Origin of the sequence: Devosia sp. 67-54, from assembly GCF_001899075.1 — a bacterium.
GTDB lineage: Bacteria > Pseudomonadota > Alphaproteobacteria > Rhizobiales > Devosiaceae > Devosia_A.
The window spans coordinates 154,507-177,441 of the sequence record NZ_MKVA01000006.1; the positions used below are offsets into that span (position 1 = coordinate 154,507).

At 61.0% G+C, this 22,935-nt stretch carries 19 protein-coding genes and 1 pseudogene; 19 read left to right on the forward strand and 1 reads right to left on the reverse strand.

What is annotated here, in order from left to right; all coding sequences use genetic code 11:
• Window positions 1-113: 113 nt before the first annotated feature.
• The 15 genes and pseudogenes from BGO82_RS12070 to BGO82_RS12140 all read left to right on the forward strand — a co-directional run bounded on the left by BGO82_RS12070 (window position 114) and on the right by BGO82_RS12140 (window position 17,991).
• The gene (locus BGO82_RS12070; RefSeq protein WP_291305849.1) at window positions 114-1,193 is read left to right on the forward strand and encodes an ABC transporter substrate-binding protein; all 1,080 of its coding nucleotides are present in this window, start codon (window positions 114-116) and stop codon (window positions 1,191-1,193) included.
• Window positions 1,194-1,273: 80 nt separating this feature from the next.
• Window positions 1,274-2,788, forward strand: a complete 1,515-nt coding sequence (locus BGO82_RS12075) for a sugar ABC transporter ATP-binding protein (protein WP_291305850.1) — start codon at window positions 1,274-1,276, stop codon at window positions 2,786-2,788.
• On the forward strand, window positions 2,785-3,747 hold the full coding sequence (locus tag BGO82_RS12080) for an ABC transporter permease (protein ID WP_291305851.1): 963 nt from the start codon (window positions 2,785-2,787) through the stop codon (window positions 3,745-3,747). The genes BGO82_RS12075 and BGO82_RS12080 overlap by 4 nt, the downstream gene beginning before the upstream one ends.
• The gene (locus tag BGO82_RS12085; RefSeq protein ID WP_291305852.1) at window positions 3,748-4,704 is read left to right on the forward strand and encodes an ABC transporter permease; all 957 of its coding nucleotides are present in this window, start codon (window positions 3,748-3,750) and stop codon (window positions 4,702-4,704) included.
• Window positions 4,705-4,731: 27 nt separating this feature from the next.
• Window positions 4,732-5,412: an SGNH/GDSL hydrolase family protein gene (locus BGO82_RS12090; RefSeq protein ID WP_291305853.1), complete on the forward strand. Its 681-nt coding sequence runs from the start codon at window positions 4,732-4,734 to the stop codon at window positions 5,410-5,412.
• Between the two features lie 145 nt (window positions 5,413-5,557).
• Window positions 5,558-6,319, forward strand: a complete 762-nt coding sequence (locus BGO82_RS12095) for a GDSL-type esterase/lipase family protein (protein ID WP_291305854.1) — start codon at window positions 5,558-5,560, stop codon at window positions 6,317-6,319.
• 68 nt (window positions 6,320-6,387) lie between these two features.
• Window positions 6,388-7,914: a glycerol-3-phosphate dehydrogenase gene (gene glpD / locus BGO82_RS12100; protein WP_291305855.1), complete on the forward strand. Its 1,527-nt coding sequence runs from the start codon at window positions 6,388-6,390 to the stop codon at window positions 7,912-7,914.
• A 7-nt stretch (window positions 7,915-7,921) separates the two neighbouring features.
• Window positions 7,922-9,436 carry a glycerol kinase GlpK gene (glpK, locus tag BGO82_RS12105; RefSeq protein WP_291305856.1) on the forward strand — a complete coding sequence of 505 codons (1,515 nt, stop codon included), beginning with the start codon at window positions 7,922-7,924 and terminating at the stop codon, window positions 9,434-9,436.
• Window positions 9,437-9,482: 46 nt separating this feature from the next.
• Window positions 9,483-11,378 carry an acetate--CoA ligase gene (gene acs / locus BGO82_RS12110; protein WP_291305857.1) on the forward strand — a complete coding sequence of 632 codons (1,896 nt, stop codon included), beginning with the start codon at window positions 9,483-9,485 and terminating at the stop codon, window positions 11,376-11,378.
• 16 nt (window positions 11,379-11,394) lie between these two features.
• Window positions 11,395-12,459, forward strand: a complete 1,065-nt coding sequence (fba, locus tag BGO82_RS12115) for a class II fructose-bisphosphate aldolase (protein WP_291305858.1) — start codon at window positions 11,395-11,397, stop codon at window positions 12,457-12,459.
• A gap of 53 nt (window positions 12,460-12,512) precedes the next feature.
• A pseudogene (locus BGO82_RS12120) lies at window positions 12,513-12,881 on the forward strand (class 1 fructose-bisphosphatase); the annotation flags it as partial.
• 961 nt (window positions 12,882-13,842) lie between these two features.
• Window positions 13,843-14,880 carry an ABC transporter substrate-binding protein gene (locus BGO82_RS12125; RefSeq protein WP_291305859.1) on the forward strand — a complete coding sequence of 346 codons (1,038 nt, stop codon included), beginning with the start codon at window positions 13,843-13,845 and terminating at the stop codon, window positions 14,878-14,880.
• Window positions 14,877-16,286 (forward strand): MmgE/PrpD family protein, encoded by a 1,410-nt coding sequence (locus BGO82_RS12130; RefSeq protein WP_291305860.1) that lies wholly within the window; start codon window positions 14,877-14,879, stop codon window positions 16,284-16,286. Before BGO82_RS12125 ends, BGO82_RS12130 begins: the two co-directional genes overlap by 4 nt.
• A 26-nt stretch (window positions 16,287-16,312) precedes the next feature.
• The gene (locus tag BGO82_RS12135) at window positions 16,313-16,534 is read left to right on the forward strand and encodes a hypothetical protein (protein ID WP_291305861.1); all 222 of its coding nucleotides are present in this window, start codon (window positions 16,313-16,315) and stop codon (window positions 16,532-16,534) included.
• Entirely contained in the window at window positions 16,534-17,991 is a 1,458-nt protein-coding gene (locus tag BGO82_RS12140) for an amidase (protein WP_291305862.1), read from the forward strand. Before BGO82_RS12135 ends, BGO82_RS12140 begins: the two co-directional genes overlap by 1 nt.
• Here BGO82_RS12140 and BGO82_RS12145 read toward each other — a convergent pair.
• A complete protein-coding gene (locus BGO82_RS12145) occupies window positions 17,937-18,860 on the reverse strand; it encodes a LysR substrate-binding domain-containing protein (protein WP_291305863.1) in 924 nt (307 codons plus the stop codon). The genes BGO82_RS12140 and BGO82_RS12145 overlap by 55 nt on opposite strands.
• A gap of 281 nt (window positions 18,861-19,141) precedes the next feature.
• Here BGO82_RS12145 and BGO82_RS12150 point away from each other — a divergent pair, with 281 nt between their 5' ends.
• From BGO82_RS12150 to BGO82_RS12165, 4 genes are read left to right on the forward strand one after another with little or no spacing between them, the layout of a single operon-like run.
• Window positions 19,142-20,182 (forward strand): ABC transporter ATP-binding protein, encoded by a 1,041-nt coding sequence (locus BGO82_RS12150; RefSeq protein ID WP_291305864.1) that lies wholly within the window; start codon window positions 19,142-19,144, stop codon window positions 20,180-20,182.
• On the forward strand, window positions 20,179-21,036 hold the full coding sequence (locus BGO82_RS12155; protein ID WP_291305865.1) for an ABC transporter permease: 858 nt from the start codon (window positions 20,179-20,181) through the stop codon (window positions 21,034-21,036). Before BGO82_RS12150 ends, BGO82_RS12155 begins: the two co-directional genes overlap by 4 nt.
• Window positions 21,033-21,827: an ABC transporter permease gene (locus BGO82_RS12160; protein ID WP_291305866.1), complete on the forward strand. Its 795-nt coding sequence runs from the start codon at window positions 21,033-21,035 to the stop codon at window positions 21,825-21,827. Before BGO82_RS12155 ends, BGO82_RS12160 begins: the two co-directional genes overlap by 4 nt.
• Window positions 21,824-22,933 (forward strand): FAD-binding oxidoreductase, encoded by a 1,110-nt coding sequence (locus BGO82_RS12165; RefSeq protein WP_291305867.1) that lies wholly within the window; start codon window positions 21,824-21,826, stop codon window positions 22,931-22,933. Before BGO82_RS12160 ends, BGO82_RS12165 begins: the two co-directional genes overlap by 4 nt.
• The last annotated feature ends 2 nt before the right edge of the window (window positions 22,934-22,935 follow it).

Below are 22,935 nucleotides of genomic sequence, written 5' to 3' on the forward strand. Positions count from 1 at the left end.
AACCTGAGGATCGCGGCGGGGGAGGTTCCGTCGAGAGCCAGACCACTTGTCATATCGGGCTCAAGTGGTTTGCCAGGGATCGCAGTTTGGCCTGAGCTGCTAGGAGGAACACAATGAAATTGCACTTCGTGGCTGCCGCGATGGCGGTCGCCGTCATGGTCGGGCTGTCAGCGCCCTCTTTCGCTGATGACGTCTTCACGCCACTTCCGGGCGCGGTCCCTGCGACTGGTGACAATCCTGTCGTCGATACGAGCCAGTTCAAGAAGCCGTGTGGCTGGACCATCGGCATGAGCGACTTTGGCGTCAACGCCAACACCTGGACCGTCCAGGTGGCGCACGAGGCCCAGGCTGCGGCCGACCGCAACTCCTGCATCAAGAAGTTCATCCTGCTTGACGCAAACTTCGATCAGAAGAAGCAGGTCGCCGACATCGAAGACCTGATCGCCCAGAAGGTCGACGCGATCATCGTTCAGCCAGTGACTTCTACCTCTGCCGACGAAGCAATCGAGAAGGCTAAGGCCGCGGGTATCCCGGTCATTCTGCACACCGGTCTGGTCGAGACCGATGCGTTCACCACTGAGATCCGCGCTGGCGGCGTGTGGTTCGGCAAGGTCATGGGCGACTGGCTCGTGAAGGAGCTCAACGGCAAGGGCAATATCTGGGTCCTGCGCGGTCTCGCCGGCCACCCGGAAGACACCGGCCGTTACAATGGCCTTCTGGAATCGCTCAAGGGCTCGGATGTCAAGATCGTGGCCGAGGAGCATGGCGACTGGCAGTACGACAAGGGCAAGAAGGTTTGCGAAACCCTCTACGCCAAGGATCCCAACGTCGACGGCATCTGGTCGTCCGGCGCTGACATGACCCGCGCCTGTGTCGACGTCTTCAAGGAATTCGGCGCCAAGATCCCGCCGATCTCTGGCGAAGGCAATAATGGCTACTTCCGGCAGTGGATCGCTGACGGCTTCCCGTCGATTTCTCCGGAATACTCGCCCGCTCAAGGTGCTGCAGGCGTCGACCTCGCGGCGGCGATCCTCGACGGCAAAGGCGGCATCTACAAGCACTACGACTACAACCCGCCGGGCTGGGATATCGAGAAGGCCAAGAAGTACTTCCGTCCCGACCTGTCCGACGCGGTCTGGTGGTTCTCCGAGATGTCGGATGACCAGCTGAAGCAGTTCTACGCTAAGAAGTAGTCTCTCCTCCCGAGACGGCCCGCCCGCTGAGCGCGCCTCGGCGGGCGGGTGCTACCAAGATCAGGGGGTCCTGAGAGACTATGCCCAACCTTGTCGAACTCTCGCACATCTCGAAGTCGTTCGGTGGAAGCCTCGCCGTCGACCACGTGTCGCTGGAGCTCTTTGGCGGATCCGTGCATGCCCTGATGGGTGAGAATGGCGCCGGCAAGTCGACCCTCATGAAAGTCCTTGCTGGCGTCTATCAGCCGGACGAGGGCGAGATCTTCAAGAACGGGCACAAGGTCTCGTTCGCGAACCCGCGCGAGGCACTTGAGTTTGGCATCTCCACGGTGTTCCAGGAGATGACGCTCCTGCCCAATCTGACGATCGCCGAGAACATGTATCTCGGCCGCGAGCCGCTGACGGCCTTCGGGTCGATCGACTATCGCAAGATGAATTCCGATACCCAGGCGGCGCTGAGCGAACTCGGTCTAAGCCTGCCACCGCAGACGTTGGTTTCGGGCCTCTCGATCGCCGAGCGGCAGTTCGTCGAAATCGCTCACGGGGTGAAGGCCGATGCCTCGATCTTTGTTCTGGACGAACCGACTGCCGCATTGAACGCCGCAGACGTCGAGGTTCTCAACAAGCACATTCGCCGGCTACGCGATGCCGGTAAGGCCATCGTCTACATTTCGCATCGCATGGAGGAGATCTTCAACATCTGTGACACGGTCACGGTGCTGAAGGATGGAAAGCTCGTAGGCACACGGCCACTTTCCGAGATGACACCATCCTCACTGGTTGCAATGATGGTGGGGCGCGAGCTCCGAGATCTCTTCCCGAGCCGCGGCCAGGGCACGAACGGCCTTCTGCTTGACGTCAAGCACTTCAAGATCGGCGCCAGCACCAAGCCCTTCTCGTTGCAGGTCCATGGCGGGGAGATCGTCGGCCTCGCTGGGCTCGAGGGTCAGGGGCAGCAGAAGTTCCTTCGGTCGTTGATCGGCCAGTTCCAGCCATTCAGCGGAACCGTTGCGATCAAAGGCAAAGCGCTGCCGCTGCCCGTCAATCCGGCGTGGGGTGTGCGGCGCCTGCGTTCCATGGGCGTGGCCTTTGTTCCAGAGGATCGAAAGGAAGAGGGACTCTTCCTCGGGCTTCCGATCGCCCACAACATCGCCATTGGCCTGCACTCGGCTCGGTCCGAGCTTGCGATTGCCAAGAACTACCGTCAGCTGATCGCTGACTCCATCAAGTCACTCAACGTTCGAACGACGGGCCCCCAGGCGCATGCGGGATCCTTGTCAGGCGGCAATCAACAGAAGGTTCTGCTCGGTCGATATCTGGCCGAAGGGGTCGACATTCTTCTCGTCGAGGAACCGACGCGCGGCGTCGACGTCGGGGCAAAGTCCGAGATCTACAAATTGCTGCGCGACTTCGCTGCAAAAGGCGGGGCGGTCATCGTTCTCTCCCGCGAAACCGTCGAGCTCATCGGCCTCTGTGACCGGATCCTGGTTGTCCACGGCAACACGGTCGTCTCGGAGATGGCTGGGGCGTCGGCTGCCGAGCAGGACATCCTCAACGCGGCACTCAACGCCGAAGCAGTGGTGGAACAGGAATGAACCGGGGTCTCCTACGACTGTTGACGGGCGGCTATGGGCGGCAGGGTCTGTGGCTGGCGCCCCTCATTGTCACGTTGCTCCTCGCGGGCTTCCTGACCGTTAGAACGCCTGACTTCCTGCGGACGGAGAACCTGCTCAACGTCGTCGCCCAGGTGCTGCCGATCATGATCACTGCGATCGGTCAGACCTTCGTCGTGATCGCCGGCGGCCTCGACCTCTCCGTCGGCTCGTTGATCAGCTTCACGACGGCGGTTCTCGCGATGGATGGGCCGGGCTACATCCTCATTCCGGCGGCATTCGCGTTCGCGGTGCTGGTGGGCCTCACCAACGGCCTCGTGGTGACGCGGTTCAACGTCCATCCAATTATCGCTACGCTCGCCATGCAATACATTCTGCTCGGTGCGGTCCGGTTGCTGCGGCCAGTCGCTGGGGGCACCTTGCCCGATATCGTCCTCGAGTCGGTGAACGGCGCGCCCTTCGGCATTCCAATGGCGTTGATCTGGGCGGTGGTCGCGATCGCGACTGCCTGGAAGCTTCTCTACGGCACGCGGTTCGGGTTGCACCTGTTCGCGATCGGCGGTGGGACGGCCTCGGGAAATGAGCAGGCAGCGCGCAACTTCGGCGTCTCTGACAAGCGCACGATGGTCTTGGCCTACGTCATCTCATCGTGTTTCGCAGCGCTCGCCGGTGTCTATCTTGCCGGACGAATTTCCTCAGGCGACCCCAATGTCGGTCTTGGGTTCGAGCTCGATGCCATCACGGCCGTCGCCATCGGGGGCACGCAGCTCTCGGGCGGCATCGGAAGCCTTCCGGGTACGGTGATCGGAGCGCTAGTCCTCGCGCTTTTGTCAAACGGTATGAACCTCACCAACATCTCGCCGTTCATTCAGACCGCCATCAAGGGCGCCATCCTCATGGCTGTTGTTGGACTTCAGTCACGCAAGAAGATGGGGCTCTAGATGACTGCGGTACTCAACAACTCGATCGTCCAGCGCCTGCTGCGCGTACCTCCAGCGTACTACGTCTTCACTATCCTTTTGATCACGCTGTGGGTCTACCGGCCCGCGATGCTGAACCCAAACGTGCTCGGCGTGTTTGTCCGGCAAAACGCACCGCTTGGCGTCCTGGTCCTCGGGCAGCTGATCGTGATGCGGGTCAAGAGCATCGATCTTTCGGGCGGCGGGATCATCCTCCTCGTCAACTACTTCATATCGTCGGGCCTCTTCCCTGACGCCTCGCTTGCCTTTTTTGCCGCCATCGCGTTGGGGACCGGTACGGCGATCGGTCTCTTCAACGGCCTTATGATCGGCAAGCGGCATGCTTCTGCGGTGATCGTGACGCTTGCTGTGAGTATCATGCTCGTCGGACTGGTGCAGTTCCTCTCGAGCGGCAAGCCGCCGGGAGATGTCCCAAGCTTCCTCAACGACATGTACGACACGAAGTTGGGTGTCGTTCCCACTCCCGTAATCTTCTGGGCGTTCCTGACCCTGATTGTCGCTGGCCTGCTGTCGTTCACCGTATTTGGTCGCTTCGTGGACTCGGTCGGCGAGAGCGCGGAGGCGGCGCACTTTTCCGGCGTTCCCGTCGAGAGGACCGTCGTGCTCGCCCATACGATTGCTGGTTTTATCGCGGGACTTGCGGCCCTGGTGCAAACAGCCTCGATCGCGGTCGGCAGCGTGCGCGTGGGTCTAGACCTTCCGATCCTGTCCGTCGCCGCGACTATCCTCGGCGGCGTCGTGTTTGGCCGGGGTGAGGGCGGCGTGTGGGGCCCGTTCTTCGGTGTCCTATCCTTCACATTTCTGTTTGTCGTCATGACCGCGTTCGGCGTCAGCGACCCAGGCAAACTGATCGCGCAGGGGGCGATCATCTTGCTGGCTGCAATCTTCTACGGCGTGCGGCTCGCGAGATCCCGGTAGGAACATCGATCTAGTTGAGGAGGTATGATGCACAACCAGAAGTCGATCCTGTGTTTTGGTGACTCACTGACCTGGGGCTGGATCCCGGTCAAGGAGGGGTCGCCGACGCTGCGCTATCCTTACAGGCAGCGTTGGACCGGCGTTATGGCCGACGAGCTAGGCGACGGCTATCAGGTCATCGAAGAGGGGTTGAGCGCGAGGACGACGAGCGCCGACGACCCGAATGATCCGCGCTTGAATGGGAGCGCCTATCTTCCTGCGGCGCTTGCCAGCCACCTCCCGCTCGATCTCGTTATCCTAATGCTCGGAACGAACGACACCAAGCCATACTTCAACCGCGGGCCGTACGACATTGCTTTCGGCATGTCTAAGCTTGTGGGGCAGGTCCTCACGGTGAGCGGCGGCGTAGGCACGCCGTATCCGGCGCCCAAGTGCCTCGTGATTGCGCCTCCGCCCTTGGCACCGATCCCGCACCCCTTCTTTCAGGGGATGTTCGGTGGCGGCCACGAAAAGACAAACGAACTGGCCAAACAGTACCGGAGCATGGCCGACTTCATGAAGGTCGGCTTCCTCAACGCCGGCGACGTCATCACCACTGACGGCGTCGATGGCATCCACTTCACCGTGGAGAACAATCAGACCTTGGGGCGGGCTATCGCCGCCAAGGTCAAAGATATGTTGGTTCGCGACCAGGCTGCGGCAGCCTAGTCGCAGGGGTTCGGCGCCCCTCGCGCCGAACCCGCCTATTTCGTTCCGGCATAGGAGGATTCCACCGACCTAGAGACTAGCAGACTTCCGTACCGACCGTAGTGCGAGCGGAACCTCGCACATTACCATCACCTTGGAGGAGCTCTTGAATACGTTCAATCGGGCAATGATTTGTGCTGCCCTCGTCTTGTCTGCAGTTTGCGCCGCATCAAGCCCCGCTAACGCGGATGCCAAGAGGATCATGGTGTTCGGCGACTCGAACTCCTGGGCTTGGCATCCCGTTCCTGAGATTGCCCCTGTTGTTCGCTATCCACAAGATGTCGCTTGGCCCGGTGTGATGGCGAAGGACCTCGGGGACGGGTTCGAAGTCATTAACGAGTCTCTTTCCGCTCGAACGGCCGTCGTGACCGATAAGTCCGTCGACAAGGGGTTGGGGCTGAGCGGAGCCGGCCTGAGTGGCGCCGAGTATCTGCCGGCAGCGATCGCCACCAACATGCCCCTCGACCTCGTTATTATCATGTTGGGGACTAATGACGTCAAGCCGGTTTACAATAGAACCGCGCTCCAGGTTAGCCTCGACGTGATGTCGCTCGTCGCAGAGGCTCAGAAGGACACGGGCGTCGCAACATCTTACCCCGCACCCAAGGTATTGGTCGTGGTCCCGCCGCATCTCGGAAAGATTGCGAATGTTGACTGGGTACAGGCGATGTTTCCGCAAGCCTCGGTCGTCGAGTCTGGGCAGATTGCTGAGTATCTCTGTCCGCTCGCAGAGTCGGTGAAGGTGCTGTGTTTCGATGGAGGTAGCGTTGCGGAGATCACGGGTCCCGATGGCATCCACATGACGCCAGAGAATCACAAGAAGCTCGGCGACGCGGTCGCTGCCGAAGTTCTCAAAATTCTGCAGTAAGTCCGACCTGGAGCCGCCGCATCCGGAAGGGTGCGGCGGGGCAGGGCGCGAGCAAAGGCTGGTATGTGGTGTCGCGGGACGTATTTGACTTGTTCGTCATCGGCGGAGGGGTGAACGGCTGCGGCATCGCGCGCGACGCTGCAGGGCGGGGCTACAAGGTCGGGCTTGCTGAGATGAACGACTTCGCGAGCGGAACCTCAAGCAAAGCGACCAAGCTGATACATGGCGGCCTGCGGTATCTTGAGCACTATGAGTTTCGCTTGGTGCGGGAGGCGCTGAGCGAGCGCGAGACGCTTCTCAAAATGGCGCCTCACATCATTTGGCCACTGCGCTTTGTCTTGCCTCACCACCGCGACATGCGTCCGGCCTGGCTCCTTCGCCTGGGCCTGTTTCTCTACGACCATATTGGTCACCGCAGGTTACTCCCGCCGACCAAAACGATTGACCTGCAAAGTTCGCCGCTCGGGGCACCGCTAAAGCCTGGCTATGTGCGGGGCTTCGAATATTCGGACTGCTGGGTGAACGACGCTCGTTTGGTCGTCTTGAATGCAAAGGACGCCAAGGATCGAGGAGCAACAATTCTGCCGCGTACGCGCGTCGTGAGCGCGCGCAGGGCATCCGGCCTATGGCAGCTTGAGCTCGAGAATGTCACGACAGAGGCGCGCGAGCAGGTTTACGCGCGCATCCTTGTCAATGCTGCCGGCCCGTGGGTCGACCAGGTGCTCTCCAATGTAGTTGGCAGCAACAGCGCCAAGAACGTTCGCCTGGTGAAAGGCAGCCACATCGTCGTGCCCAAGCTATTTGAGCATGATCGCGCCTATATTTTTCAGAACGGCGATGGTCGCATCATTTTCGTCATTCCCTACGAGCATAACTTCTCGCTGATCGGGACGACCGATCAGGATTATGACGGCGATCCTAAGGATGTCCGGATTAGTCCGGCGGAGATTGCATACCTTTGCCATGCGGCGAGCGAGTATCTCGTGAAGCCGGTAGAAGAAGCCGCGGTCGTTTGGGCCTACTCGGGAGTTCGCCCGCTCTATGACGACGGTGCGTCGGCCGCCCAGGAAGCAACACGTGACTATGTGTTGCGCGTCGATGCCGAGGGCACCGGCGTTCCATTGCTCAGCATTTTTGGCGGCAAGATCACGACCTTCCGCCGCTTGTCCGAGGCCGTGCTTGAGAGGGTCGAAGCCCTCGTTGGGAAGAAGGGAGGCCCTTGGACGGCAGGATCACAGCTGCATGGGGGAGACTTCGGACCTGACGAATTCGCCCAGAAGCTGAGTGTACTGAAGCGGGACTATCCTTTCCTGCAGCCGGAGCACGCGCTGCGCCTTTTTCGCAGCTACGGCACTTGCGCATGGATTTTGCTCGGAACTGCCAGAAAGCAGGCGGATCTCGGTCGGGACTTTGGCGGTTCCCTTACCCAAAGAGAGGTCGAATATCTGATGAAGGAGGAATGGGCGTTCACGGCCGAGGATGTGCTTTGGCGGCGCAGCAAACTCGGCCTGACGGTCTCGGCGAGCCAGGCTGCGAACCTTGCGAACTGGATGACTGAACATCGCGCTGCTGCCGCGATCGCGGCGGCGACGTGAGGCGGGAATGAACGGGCGCTACATACTTGCCATCGATCAGGGAACGTCTTCCACTCGAGCCATCATCTTCGACGAGCGGCAGGCGATCGTCGCGATCAGCCAAAGGGAGTTCGCTCAGCACTTCCCTTTGCCCGGCCGTGTCGAGCATGACCTTGCCGACATCTGGAACTCGGTGGTCGTCACCTCGAGAGAGGCACTCCAGCGTGCTGGTCTGACTGCTGTTGACCTTGCTGCGATTGGCATCACCAATCAGCGCGAGACAGTGGCCGTTTGGGATCGGTCGACTAGTGAGCCGATCCATCGCGCGATCGTCTGGCAGGATCGTAGGACTACGGAAGACTGCGCAAGACTGGAAGCCGCGGGTCTCGGAGAGGTTGTCCGTCGCAAGGCCGGGCTTTTGCTCGACCCCTATTTCTCAGGAACGAAAATAGCCTGGATACTCGACAACGTCGAAGGCGCACGAACTCGAGCCGAAAGGGGCGAGCTGGCCTTTGGCACGATCGACAGCTTCTTGATCTGGAAGCTGACGGGTGGACGTGTTCACAAGACGGACGCGACCAATGCGTCTCGCACATCACTGTTCGATATCATGGCGAACCGGTGGGATGATGAGCTCTGCGCGGCATTCCGCGTTCCGCGAGCTGTTCTTCCCGAGGTAGAGGATTGCGCGGCAGATTTCGGTGAGACGGACGAAGACTTCCTTGGCGCACCCGTTCTGATCCGCGGTGTCGCGGGCGACCAGCAAGCCGCCGCTTTGGGGCAGGCCTGCTTCGAGCCAGGAAGCATCAAAGCGACATATGGAACGGGTTGCTTCCTGCTGCTGCAAACTGGAAGTCGGGCCGTCGCGTCGAGCCATCGTCTACTGACGACGGTTGCCTCGCGGCTGGATGGGAAGATCAGCTACGCGCTTGAAGGGTCAGTCTTTGTCGCCGGGGCGGCCGTACAGTGGTTGCGCGACGGTCTCGGCATTATCAAGTCGTCCAGTGAAAGTGGACGGCTCGCCGCTCAGGCGGACCAATCGCAGGACGTGGTCGTCGTCCCGGCATTTACCGGCCTTGGTGCCCCCTACTGGGACGCGAGCGCGCGGGGGGCAATCTTCGGGCTCAACCGCAACAGTGGACCCAAGGAACTGGCTCGCGCCACGCTGGAGGCGGTGTGTCTGCAGACGCGCGACGTCGTCGAGGCAATGGCGGCCGACTACGACTTCGATCCGAAAGATGCGGGCCTCAAGGTTGATGGCGGGCTGGCTGCCAGCGACTGGGCCATGCAGTTCCAGGCTGACCTACTCGGTTGTCACGTCGACCGCCCGGTGATCACGGAGACGACTGCGCTGGGCGCCGCGTGGCTGGCCGCCGTTTCTGTCGGGCTTTGGCCTGGGCAGCAGGACTATGCGCGCAGCTGGCGACTGGAGCGGCGTTTCGACGGGGCCAGCGACGCCTCCGGCACTGAACGAAAGTATCGGAGATGGAAGGCCGCGGTCGAGGCGACGCGCAGCTTTGCCCGTCACGGCACTGACGGATGATTTGCCGGGATGACCGGCCACGAAGCACCCATTGTTGAGTGAGACCATGACGTCCAGTCGCGAAAACTATGATCTGAGTTATCATCGCTCGGTGACAGACCCGGACGGGTTCTGGCGCGACCAGGCCATGCGGCTCGAGTGGTCGCGTTTTCCCTCTCGCATCAAGGATACGAGTTTCGCCCTCCCCGATATCTCGATCAAATGGTTTGAGGATGGGGAACTCAACGCTTGCTACAATTGCGTCGACCGCCACCTTGCCACGCGCGGCGACCAGACCGCGCTGATCTGGGAGGGTGATACCCCCGGTACTGATGACAAGGTCAGCTACAGCGAGCTCCACGAGCGGGTCTGCCGCTTCGCCAACGTTCTGAAGGCGCAGGGCGTCAAGAAGGGCGACCGCGTCACCATCTACATGCCGATGGTGATCGACACGGCGGTGGCGATGCTGGCCTGTGCCCGCATCGGCGCGGTTCACTCCGTGATCTTCGGCGGTTTCTCGCCGGATTCGATCGCCGGCCGCATCAACGATTGCGACAGCAAGATCGTGCTGACCGCCGACGAGGGTCGACGCGGCGGCAAGCTGATCCCGCTCAAGAAGAATGTCGATGAGGCCTTGCTCAAGGCGCCCGGCGTCAGGACGGTCATCGTCGTCGCCGTGACCGGCAATGACGTTGCGATGAGCGCAGGTCGCGACATTCGCTATGATGATGCCGCGCGTCTGGCTCCTGCCGATTGTCCCCCCGAGCCGATGAATGCAGAGGATCCACTGTTCATCCTCTACACCTCGGGGTCGACGGGAAAGCCCAAGGGGGTGCTGCACACCACGGGCGGCTATCTGGTTTACGCATCGCTCACCCATCAGGTGACGTTCGACTATAGGCCGGGTGAAGTCTATTGGTGCACCGCCGACGTCGGCTGGGTGACGGGCCACAGCTATATCGTTTACGGCCCGCTGGCCAACGGCGCGACGTCGCTGATGTTCGAAGGCATTCCGAGCCACCCGGCGGCAGACCGCTTCTGGGAAGTCATCGAGAAACACGAGGTCAACATCTTCTACACGGCGCCGACGGCGATCCGCGCGCTGATGGGGGCAGGCAACGAACTCGTAGACAAGCACGTGATGCCGTCGCTCCGGTTGCTGGGCTCGGTGGGCGAGCCGATCAATCCTGAGGCCTGGCTCTGGTACCACAAGCATGTGGGCAAGGAGCGCTGCGAGATCATCGACACCTGGTGGCAGACCGAGACTGGCGGCTTCAAGATCACGCCGCTGCCGGGTGTCATCGCGACCAAGCCGGGCTCGGCGACGCTGCCGTTCTTCGGCGTCCAGCCGGTCGTACTGTCACCCGAGGGCAAGCTGCAGGAGCAGACCAAGGCTGAGGGCGTGCTGGCCATCGCCGACAGCTGGCCGGGACAGATGCGCACGGTCTATGGCGACCACGAGCGGTTCGTTCAGACCTACTTCACGCAGTACAAGGGCTACTACTTCACCGGCGACGGCTGCCGCCGCGACGAGGACGGCTACTACTGGATCACCGGCCGCGTCGATGACGTGCTGAACGTCTCTGGTCACCGCATCGGCACGGCCGAGGTCGAGAGCGCCCTAGTGGCCCATCCGAAGGTCGCCGAGTCGGCGGTCGTGGGCTACCCGCACGACATCAAGGGCCAAGGCATCTACTGTTACGTGACCCTGATGGCGGGCGAGGAGGGCGACGACGCGCTCAAAACCGAGCTCAGGAACTGGGTCCGCAAGGAAATCGGCGCCATAGCGACTCCCGACCTGATCCAGTTCGCGCCGGGTCTGCCGAAAACCCGTTCGGGCAAGATCATGCGCCGCATCCTGCGCAAGATCGCCGAGAACGAACACGGGTCGCTGGGCGACACGACGACGCTTGCCGACCCGAGCGTTGTGACCGTCCTCGTGGCGCAGCGGCTCAACCGATAGAGCAAGGAACGCCTGATTGCCTCTGATATCGCTTCGCCAACTCTTGGACCACGCCGCCGAGCAAAACTACGGCATGCCTGCGTTCAATGTGACCAACCTTGAGACACTACAGGGTGTCATGCAGGCGGCGGAGGAGACCAGAAGTCCTGTTATCCTGCAGGCCAGCCAGAGCGCGCGCCGCTACTGCGATGACACCTTCATCGGTCACCTGTTTCAGGCGGCGATCGAGCGCTATCCGCACATCCCGATTTGCGTTCACCAGGACCACGGATCGAGCCTTGCGATCTGTATCGCTGCTATGGACCTCGGCTTCTCATCGGTGATGATGGATGGATCGCTCGAGGCGGATCAGAAGACACCATCGAGCTTCGACTACAATGTCAGTGTAACGCGCGGTGCAGTACGGGAGGCTCATGCCCGCGGAGTTTCAGTCGAGGGCGAGATAGGCGTTCTGGGCTCGCTCGAGAGCGGGACCGGCGAGAAGGAGGACGGACACGGAATTGAAGGGGTAGTGGACAAGTCCCTGCTGCTGACAGATCCGGATCAGGCGGCGCAGTTCGTTGCAATGACGGGCGTCGATGCCCTAGCGGTTGCGGTGGGGACGTCGCACGGAGCCTACAAATTCACGCGCAAGCCGACTGGTGACATTCTTGCCATGGATGTCATCGAGGCCATGCATGCGAAGCTTCCGAACACCCATCTTGTCATGCATGGCGCCTCGACAGTGCCCGATGACCTGCAGCAGCTCATCAACGACAACGGCGGAAACATCCCAAGCACCTTTGGCGTGCCCCTCGAAGAGGTCGAGTGCGGCATTCGGTCGGGCGTGCGCAAGATCAACATCGACACGGATCTGCGGATGGCGATAACAGGATCGCTGCGCAAGTATTTCCAGGATCATCCTGACTCGTTCGACATTCGGGCAGCCATGAAGCCGGGGGTCGCACGGATCAAGGCCCTGTGTGTCGAGCGGTTCGAGAGGTTTGGGTGTGCCGGGCAATCTGAGGTGATCAAGGCACTCAGCCTCGTGGAAATGAAGAAGCATTATACCAACGCGGCCGTCGCAGAGCGAGCCCGATGATGGCTGGAGACCTTGTCTCCTGAGGAGTTGGCTGACGAAGCTGCAGGCGTTCGCGCGTGGCGCATTGGGACGACGCGATTGCGAAGTATGTCGAGGCGAGGACCCATGGCCAGTCTCGCTTTAACATGCGCTGGACGGGGTCCATGGTTGCGGACGTTCAACGCATCCTTCGGCGTGGCGGAGTCTTCCTCTATCCGGCTGACAGCGAGACGCGCTCGCGGGGCGGGCGATTGCGGCTGCTCTATGAAGCCGCTCCGATCGCTCTGATCGTCGAGAGCGCGGGCGGAAGGGCGAGCACCGGTCGTCGCGATCTGCTCGACATCGCCGCCATAGATATCCATCAGCGCGTCCCCGTCATTCTGGGATCGTCGGTCGAGGTCGACCAGTTGGTACTGGCCTACAAACAAATGAGTGAGGCGTAGGACGTGTCGACTTGTCGAGTTGGCCGCGGTTAGTTCGGGAGGATGATTTGGTCGTAAATCAGCGTTCGTTGCCGCCTGCGCCCGCTCGTACCGTGGAAGCGGCCCATCCGCCTGCCTTGGGCGCCGCTCCGTCAGCGGCCGAGACCGTAGGAGGGCTGACCACTGACCTCGACAATGTTTCTTCCATCGCCGACAAGAACGAGGCCAATTTCGAGAGAGTTCAGACCGAACTCAGGCCCTGATCGAGGGGGTCGAGCTATCTCACGGAAAGCCCAAGAAGGCAGCGGCGCGCAGTGAAACGATCCTTCAGATTTCTGAAGAGTCTGTGCAGTTCATCGCCGAGAGCGGCGTAGAGACGCCCGACACACGGATGATATTGCTTTGCCGAAAGACGGCCGAGCAAGTTAGCAAGGCGCTCGAAGCCGCCATCGTCGAGAAGGCCATCCCAAGTGCGGACCTGTTCGACACCGACTACAGAGCGGTCGCAGGAACTGATCGCAGCAATTGCTCTCCCGGGTTGTGCCGCTTACCGACCGCCTCCTTCCGCCCATACAGGAGCCCGTACTTGCCTTTGGCCCGCGCCTCACCGCCTGTATGGCGGTGGACCGGAACGGATACCTTCCGACGCACAACAAGATCTATTCGGAACCCCAAGGCAACGACCCAGTCTTCTGGAACCAGGCGCATTCACGCAATCGCGGGATCTTAGCAGATCGCACGGGACTTCGCTGCGCCACAGGTGCTTGTTCTCTGACGACCGCCGGTCTCGGGAACTCACTGGATCGAGGTCGTGACTCACGCAATACGTTTCGCCCTTCTATATACCAACATGGCATAAAGAGCGGTAATATTCTGATTATTCATGCGACGCCTCATGCTTATAATGGCTTAGGCCGCAGGCTGAAAAGGGAGCCTTTGGTGAGCCAATCGGCTCTCAATCGCTGGTTCAAAGGGGAACGCAATGCAAATCTACGCTAAATGCCTAGCCGTTATAAGCGCATCACTTTTGCTGACTGTGGGGATTAGCAGCGCCCAGGACACGATGTATGTCGCAGGGTTCGGTGGTTCGGTGGAGACGGCCTTCGTCGAGAAGATCATTCCATCGTTTGAGGCCACCTCCGGCATCAAGGTCGTTTATGTCGCGGGCAATTCGACGGACACCGTCGCCAAGCTCCAAGCCCAGAAGGACAACCCGGAGCTTTCCGTCGCGATTGTCGATGACGGTCCGATGAACACGGCCATTCAGGCAGGCCTGTGCGCTCCGCTAGCGGCTGGGCCGAATTCCAATGCCGTGTATCCGAGCGCCCGCGTCGAAGGGGATTTCGCGATCGGACTCGGCTACGGCGCGACGGGCCTCGTCTACAACACGGAGGTATTCGACAAGAACGGATGGCCGGCGCCGACGTCGTGGAAAGATCTCGAAGATCCCAAATATGCTGGCAAGATTATCATCCCCCCGATCAGCAACGGTTTCGGCCTGCTCACGCTGGTCATGCAGGCGAGGCTCAATGGTGGTAGCGAGCGGAACATCGATCCCGGCTTCGAGGCCATGAAGCGGATAAAGCCTGGCGTGCTGGCATTCGAACCCAATCCGGGCAAGATTGCCGAACTGCTGCAAACGGGCGAGGCGGCACTCGGCGTCTGGAACAATGCCCGCACGGCGATCCTTGCTGGGCAGGGCGCCCCGGTGAAGTTCGTCTATCCGCAGGAAGGTGCGATGGTGATCCTGAGCCAAGTCTGCGCCGTCGCGAATGCGCCGCACCCTGAGCAGGCCCAAGCGTTCATCCAGCACCTGCTGAGCCCCGAAGTCCAGGCGATCTTCACGGAGGCAACCGGCCTTGGTCCGGTCAACCCGAACACGAAGCTCGCGCCGGAGGTCGAAGCAAAAGTCGTGTTCGGCGAGGACAAGGTGAAATCCCTGCAGTCCGTTGACTACTCGGTGATTAACCCCGCCCGGGCCGGATGGACTGACCGCTGGAACCGAGAAATCGAGCGTTGAGGCGGTCGTCCTCCCAGGAACTGGCCTCGACTTGGAGCTCCGCCGATCAGATTGATCGGCGGAGCGTTGTTCACCGGCTTGCCGCCTATGTCACGTCCGCCCGCGGTCGGCCCGTGCAGGCGCAGACTGCGGCGGCGGTGAGACGGTCTATCCTCGATCTCTTGGGCGCGGCTGCGGCGGGGGTGCAGAACTCGGGCGCTTCCGCTGTTCGGGCAACGGCAATCACGACCATGGCCGAAGGTACCGTACCCATCTGGTTTTCAGGACTTTGTTCATCCGCTGTCGGAGCAGCCTGGGCCAATAGCGCTGCCGCTGCTGCGGTCGATCTTGACGATGGCCACCGGATGGCCCGAGGGCACCCCGGGGCGGCAGTGATCCCGACAGCGATTGCGCTTGCGCACGAAACTGGAGCTTCGCTGACAGAAGTGGTTGGCGCCATCGTGATAGGCTACGAGGTTGGCGTCACAATCGGAGCGGCACGCCTCACCTATGGCAACACTGGAACGTGGTCGTCCTATGCGGTCGTTGCCACGGCCGCAGCATTGCGGCGGACGGAGTCTCCGATCATCGCGCATGCGTTAGCGATAGCGGGCGAAAGTGCACCCAATCAGTTGTTCGCCAGTGCGCCACCGCAACCGCTGCGGCCCGAAGGCAGCGACGTGAAGGAAGGCATCGCCTGGTCAGTAGTGACGGGACTGACAGCGCTCCGACTGGCCGAGGCAGGGCATACCGGCCCGCGGAATATCCTCGACAGCACGCTACACTACCGGTTTCCAGTCGATCTTGGCCTGGGCGCGTCGCAGCATATAGGCCGTTCGTACTTCAAGCTCTATGCCTGCTGCCGACACGTGCACGCGCCGCTTGAGTGCTTGCTGAACGTGATTCAGCAACATAGACTTGACCCACGCGCCATCGAGGCAATCGAAGTCCAGACTTATAGCGGGGCCTTGCGCATAGCCAATTCGCCTCGCCCGCGTCACCTTGTCGATGTTCAATACAGCATCCCGTATTGCCTGGCGCTCGCCGCGCTTGTCGGACAGGAATCGTTGCTGCCTCTGGGCCCCGAGGCGCTGGGACGAAAAGAGGTGGAGGTGCTGGCCGAGCGGGTCTCGGTTACGCTTGACCCGGTGCTGGATGCGAGATTCCCGACGGAAACTTTGGCGCGCGTGATCGTCGTCACCGCTGGAAGGCGTTTCGTTTCTGAGGTGATGGCGCCTAGGGGGGAGGCCAGCAGTCCGCTTACGTGGGGGGAACTGGAAGCGAAATTCATAGCCGCGTCCGCAGGTGTTCTCGGCCAGACCGAAAGGATGGATCTCTTGCGGTCAGTTGGCGCGATGGAAAATGGCGAACTGAGCCCATTGCTCGACGACCTGCGGCGCCTTTCACTCACGAGGCGCCAGAGTTGACCCATTCACCCGAAACGGAGCCGCCCATGGGCAGGCTCTCCCGCAGCGCTGTTGAAATTCTTCTCCGTCGTGCAGGCCTAACGGTCTCCCAGGCAGAGATCGAGGAACTCCAGCAGGCTTGGTTCCTGCTGGAGCCGATCCTGGAGTTGGTACGGGCAGAGGGGCGCGACCCTGTTGTCGAGCCGGCGCAGATATTCAGAGCGGATGCCTGGAACGCGTCGACCGACGACGATGGCGGCAGGCCCTGATGCTGACGCCCACCATTGCTGATGCGGCCCGCCTGATCGCCGCCCGCAAGCTTTCGCCGGTGGAGTTGGTGGAGCATTGCGTTGCTCGCATTTCGGCGCTCGATGGCGATCTCCATTGCTTCATAGCCATTACAGAGGATCGCGCGCGACAGGAGGCGAAGGCCGCAGAGAGTCGGATGATGGCCGGTACGCTGCGCGGCAGGCTAGATGGCGTACCTATCGCCCACAAGGACATCTTTGCGACGCGAGGTATCGCGACGACAGCGCATTCCAGGCTCTTGGACCGTTGGTTCCCGGCTGAAGACGCGCATGTGGTGACGTTGTTGGCAGACGCCGGTACGGTCATGCTCGGCAAGCTGACGACGCACGAATTCGCCTTAGGCGGCCCGTCATTTGATCTGCCGTGGCCCCCGGCCCGCAATCCATGGGATATTGAGCGATTCACGTCCGGATCCTCCAGCGGGTCGGCCGCCGCAATAGCCGCCGGCTTGGTGTTGGGTGCAACAGGCTCGGATACAGGCGGGTCGATCCGGGAGCCGGCTGCCCTATGCGGCGTCGCGGGTCTCAAGCCGACCTTTGGCTTGTGCAGCCGGACGGGTGTGCTGCCACTGGCCTTCTCGCTCGATCATCCCGGTGTACTCGCCTGGACCGTTGAAGATTGTGCGATTCTCCTGCAAGCGGTCGCAGGACATGATCCGCGCGATCCCGCCAGCCGGTGCCGACTCGCGCCAGACTTTTCGGCCAGGCTCGGACGCCACGCGAAGGGAGTCCGGATCGGAGTGGTTCCCCGCTGGCACGAGACCGAGTGCACGGTCAGTGAAGCTGTCCGCCGAGCCTATGAGAACGCACTTTCAATCTGGAGAGCGCAGGGAGCACAGATTGTCGAACTGGATATGCCGGCCCTGCGGGACTATCAGGCTGTCACAATCGCTATCATGCTTTGCGAAGCCTTCGCTATCCACGAACCATGGATGCGCGAGCGCTTCGCGGACTATGGTGAGATCTTCCGTGACCGCGTAGCGCTAGGTGCCCTCATAAGCGGCGCCGATTATCTTCAGGCGCTACGCCGCCGGTCCGAACTGTGCGTCTTGACCCTCGAGGCCGCCTCAGGAGTTGACGTGATAGCGACGCCCGGCGCCGTGAACGAAGCTCCGCCAATCGGCAGCGTGACCAAGTGGGGTTTTCTAACGAGCTCGAGTTTTGCCAAGCCGTTTAACGTGACAGGTTGGCCGGCTATCTCCGTTCGCTCCGGCTTTGGTGATCATAATCTTCCGGTCGCGGTGCAGATTGCGGCCAAGCCGTTTCAGGAGCCTTTGCTCCTTCAGGTGGCGCATGCCTTCGAACGCGCAGCAGACATGGACGTAGCTCGGCCGAGCGTCCCAACAGGCCCGTCGGTTCAGCCTCAGCAGGCAGGGTTATTGCGGCCCGGACGCGATGCTCCCTCCACAAACGCCTGAAGGTCTTCCGCAAAAGCTGCTGCCAACTGGGAGGCCCTGTCCATCTCTGGAAAGATGACAGCGAGATTAACTCCGAAGGGCTCAAGAAGCGGTTTTACGGACACCCCAAGGCCGTCGGTCGGCTTGGCGGTCGACCACCCGACCAGCGTTATCCCGATGCCCGCCGCCGCCAGGCCGCAGGCAATCGAAGCACTGGGCGTCTCCACGACGACCTGTGGCACGACGCCCAATCCAGACAACATACTGTCAATCTGATGTCGCACGAAACTGTGCTGCGACAGCAAAACCATACGCTCACCATGCAGGTCTTTGAGGGAAATCAGGCTCTGGCCCGCCAGGCGATGAATCGTCGGGATCACCGCCACATAGGGGATAGGCGGCAATGGTCGCACTTGAATCGCCTCACGGAATGTCGGCATTTCGACGATTCCTACGTCGAACTGTCGCGTCGAAACTAGTTCGGCAATTTGGCGGGATGACATGCTCTCAATAAACGCGCTGACTTTGGGACGCGACGACAGGAAATGTCCCAACGCCTGCGGAACGAGCCATTGGGCAAGCGCTGGCAAAGTGGCGATGCGGAGTGCCCCCGCCCGCTGCAGGCCTATATCTGCCGCGATCTGCCCAACATATTCGATGCTGCGATAGCTCTTCTCTACTTCTCGGTAGAGTGCTTCGGCCTCGACCGTTGGGATGATTCTACGGCCCTTCCTGACGAATAGTGCGTAGCCCAGCCGTCCTTCGAGCATCGCGATGGTACGACTGACGCCGGGTTGGGTCAGGTTCATAAGGTTGGCCGCGCCAGTAATGCTGCCGCAGATCATCACGGCGCGGAACATCTCGATTTGACGTAGGCTCAGCAGCGACATGATACATAACATCTGCGCATATACAGTGACATTGTTTTTCTTTTCCTTGACGACAGCTGGTCCTTATAGTGACATCGATATCAGCTGGTAGCACTGCTGCGCAAGGAACTTCACGCTTACCGATGGACCTGGAGGCATTGTATGCCTTTTTGTCATCTGACCCCTAGCGGGTGGGCGCAAACATTGCTGCTTAAGGCATGATGTGGCCGACACAGCGATGCGACGTTCGCCCGACCAAAGAAGAAACGTGCGGTGTCAAAGCCGCAGGACTGGGAAACAATATGGCTTTTCTGAAACTAGAGAGCCTGAGGAAGGCCTACGGTGAGTTCGTCGCCGTAAAGGAATGCAGCCTGTCCATCGGGGAGGGGGAATTCGTTTGTCTGCTTGGCCCTTCCGGTTGCGGCAAGACAACCACACTCCAGATGATCGCCGGGTTCGTCGAGCCGACCGAGGGGCGCATTATTCTCAACGGCGCCGACATCACCCGCTTGGGGCCTAGCAAGCGCGGCCTGGGAATCGTCTTTCAGAGCTATGCGCTGTTTCCCCACATGACGGTCGCGGCGAATGTTGCCTTTGGCCTGGAAATGCGCGCAATAGCGAAGCGCGAACGTCGGGAGCGTGTCGCGCACATGCTGGATCTGGTTCGACTCGACGGATTTGCCGATCGCTATCCGCGCCAACTTTCAGGCGGCCAGCGCCAGCGCGTTGCATTGGCCCGCGCCCTAGTCATCGAGCCTTCCGTGCTGCTCTTGGACGAGCCCATGGGCGCCCTCGACGCCCTGCTGCGTGAGGAGATGCAGATCGAACTCCGCGCACTGCAGAAAAGGCTCGGCATCACAACTATCATGGTAACGCATGATCAAGTGGAGGCTATGTCTCTGGCCGACCGCGTTGTCCTGCTCAACAACGGCAGCGTCGAACAGGTAGCCGAACCCTTCGCGATGTATGAGCATCCGAGCGGACGCTTCGCATCGACTTTCCTGGGTAAGTCCAACGTCCTGGCGGGCGACGTGTCCGGCGCGAGCGTGCTGGTTGGCGATCAGGAACTTCCTGCGGACCTGGCGGGCATGAGCGGCGCGGTCGACTACATCATCCGGCCCGAAAAAATTACCTTTGCTGCAGCAGGTGGTCTCGTGCGTGGCCAGGTCACGGCGCGGGTCTTCCTCGGAGATCGCTGGCTGTATCAGCTCGATACCCCGGTTGGACCAATGCAGGTGATTGACACCAATGTGGGTCTGCCAAAAGCAGTCGAAGGTGATGCAGTCGGCTTGGTATGGGCAGCGGAGAATGCCCGTGTCGTCGCGCGGGGAGCGGCGTCATGACCAAGCGATTGCTTCTTCCCTATGGGCTTGTTGGGCCTGGTCTGCTGGCTGCGCTTGCGCTCGTGGCGCTACCGCTGCTCCTGACGCTCTCGCTGAGTTTTCTGCCGTTCACCTATGCCGATGGCATCGGGGACGGGTTTACCATGGCCAATTACGTCGAGATCGCGACGGACGGCTACTACCAGGAAATTTTCTTACGCACCTTCTTGTTGGCGCTCATCGTCACGGGCGTATCGATCCTGATCGGCGCGCCCGAGGCGTATATCCTGGCCCGTTTGTCCCCTTTCATGCGCGCCATCGCCTTCGTGGTGGTCCTTGGCCCGCTGCTCATTTCAGTCGTTGTGCGAACGCTTGGCTGGACGATCCTGCTTGGCAACGAGGGCGTCATAAACCGTGTGCTGTTGTCCATTGGCCTAATCTCTGAGCCGATACGACTGATGTACACTTTTACCGGCATGGCCATCGCCTTGGTGCATGTGCTCGTTCCGTTTGTAGTGCTGGCCGTTTGGACCTCGCTGCAAAAGCTCGATCCGGCGACGGAGCAGGCGGCGGAGTCGCTCGGCGCCGGCCCGCTCACCACGCTGACAAGAATCGTTTTGCCCCAAGTTCTTCCGGGTGTTCTGTCAGGCGGACTGATCGTCTTCGCACTGGCTTCCAGCGCTTTCGCCACCCCTGCCATTATCGGCGGCCGGCGTCTCAAGGTCGTATCCACGACGATCTATGACGAGTTCCTGAACTACCTGAACTGGCCGCTTGGTGCCGCACTGGCGCTGGTGTTGCTCGTGATCGTCCTGGTGATCTCCGTCGGCGTCAGCCGCTTCGTCGAGCGCCGTTACAAGCAGGCGTTTCAATGAGCCGGACGCCCATTGCCCTTCACATTTTCCACTGGCTGTTCGTTCTGTTCATGGTGGCGCCGCTGGCAGTTGTTGTCCTCGTCTCCTTCACGGACAAGGGTTACATCTCCTTTCCATTTGACGGTGCTTCGCTGCGCTGGTTTCAGGCCATCTGGAACCAGAAGAGCTTCATCGACTCGTTTTGGCTTAGTCTCGCCTTGGGCGCGACCGCTGCCACGTTGGCGGTCGTGCTTGCTGTTCCAGCGGCCATGGCGATCGCTTGGCATCGCTTCCCTGCCCGCGATCTTGCTCTCGCGTTGCTGATGTCGCCGCTCATGCTACCGGCTATCGTTTTGGGTATCGCGATTTTGCGACTTCTGTCTCACCTGGGGATGACTGGTTCCCTTGCGGGGCTGGTTGCTGCACATATGGTCGTTGTGTTGCCCTATGTGCTTCGCCTCGTCATCGCAGCGGCGGCTGGATACGACCACGCGCTTAGTCAGGCCGCCAGATCGCTGGGGGCCTCTGCTTGGGCGGCTTTTCGACGCATAGAGCTTCCGCAGCTCGTACCCGGCATAGCAGGTGGTTGGATAATCGCTTTCGTCACCAGTTTCGACGAACTCACGATGTCGATCTTCGTGTCTAGCGCCGGCACGACGACGCTCCCGGTCCGGATGTACAACTACATCGCCAACACGATCGATCCCTTGCTCGCTGCAATCTCCACCGTCCTGATCGCTCTGACGCTGGTGCTTATGATCGTCCTCGACCGGCTGTTCGGGCTGGATCGCATTCTCGGTGGCAAAGCATGAGCGTAGGAAAGCCCATCGACACGGTGGTTATTGGTGGCGGCGTTGTCGGCATGTCCGTTGCTTATGGGCTTGCGCGTGCAGGAGAGCGCGTGCGCGTGCTCGACGAAGGTGATGATGCTTTCCGTGCGGCACGTGGCAATTTCGGTCTCGTCTGGGTGCAGGGGAAGGGAGTGGGCAAGCCTGCCTACGCGCGATGGTCGATGGAAGCCGCGCGTTTATGGGCAGGAGTGCGGGATGAGTTGACTGCACGCACTGGGATCGACCTCCAGCTTTCCCAGCCGGGCGGTTTGTCGCTGTGCCTCAGCGACTCGGAACTAGAACAGCGGTCTCGGACCTTGAGCGGCCTCGCCCGCGACGTAGGCCCCGACTACTCATTTGAAATGCTCGACGCTGTCGAGCTGCGCGAGCTGTGCCCGTATATTGGGACGAAGGTCGTAGGTGCTTCCTACAGCTCCACGGATGGCCACGTTAGTCCTATCAGGCTGTTGCGGGCGCTGGCTGAGGGTTTGAACTCTCTCCAGACGGAAATTCTCCCAGGCCAGCATGTTGACGCGATCGAGTACTGCGATGGCGTCTTTTGTGTCCGGAGCGGCACTGCCGCCCACCTTGCTCCCAAAGTGGTTCTTGCCGCGGGCCTGGGTAGCGCGCGTTTGGGGCCGATGGTTGGGCTCGACGTGCCTGTCGCGCCAATGCGCGGCCAGATATTGATCACGGAAAGAGTGTTGCCGTTCCTCGATTTGCCGTTGGCAACGGTACGTCAGACGGGCGACGGAGGGGTGCAGATCGGCGACTCCAAGGAGGACGTCGGCTTTGATGACCGATCGACGACGGATGTCCTGTCCGGCATCGCGGAGCGGGCGCTGCGCTCGTTTCCGATCCTCGCCGATCTGAACATCGTTCGAACTTGGGGTGCGCTGAGGGTGATGACGCCCGATGGCTATCCCATCTATCAGCAATCTCGGGAGTACCCCGGCGCGTTCGTGGTCACCTGCCATTCGGGCATCACCCTGGTGCCACACCACATGGGCTCGATCGCGGCGTGGATACACGGTGGCTCGGAGCCGCCCGCAATTCAAGATTTCAAGGCGGAGCGCTTCCATGTTTAGGC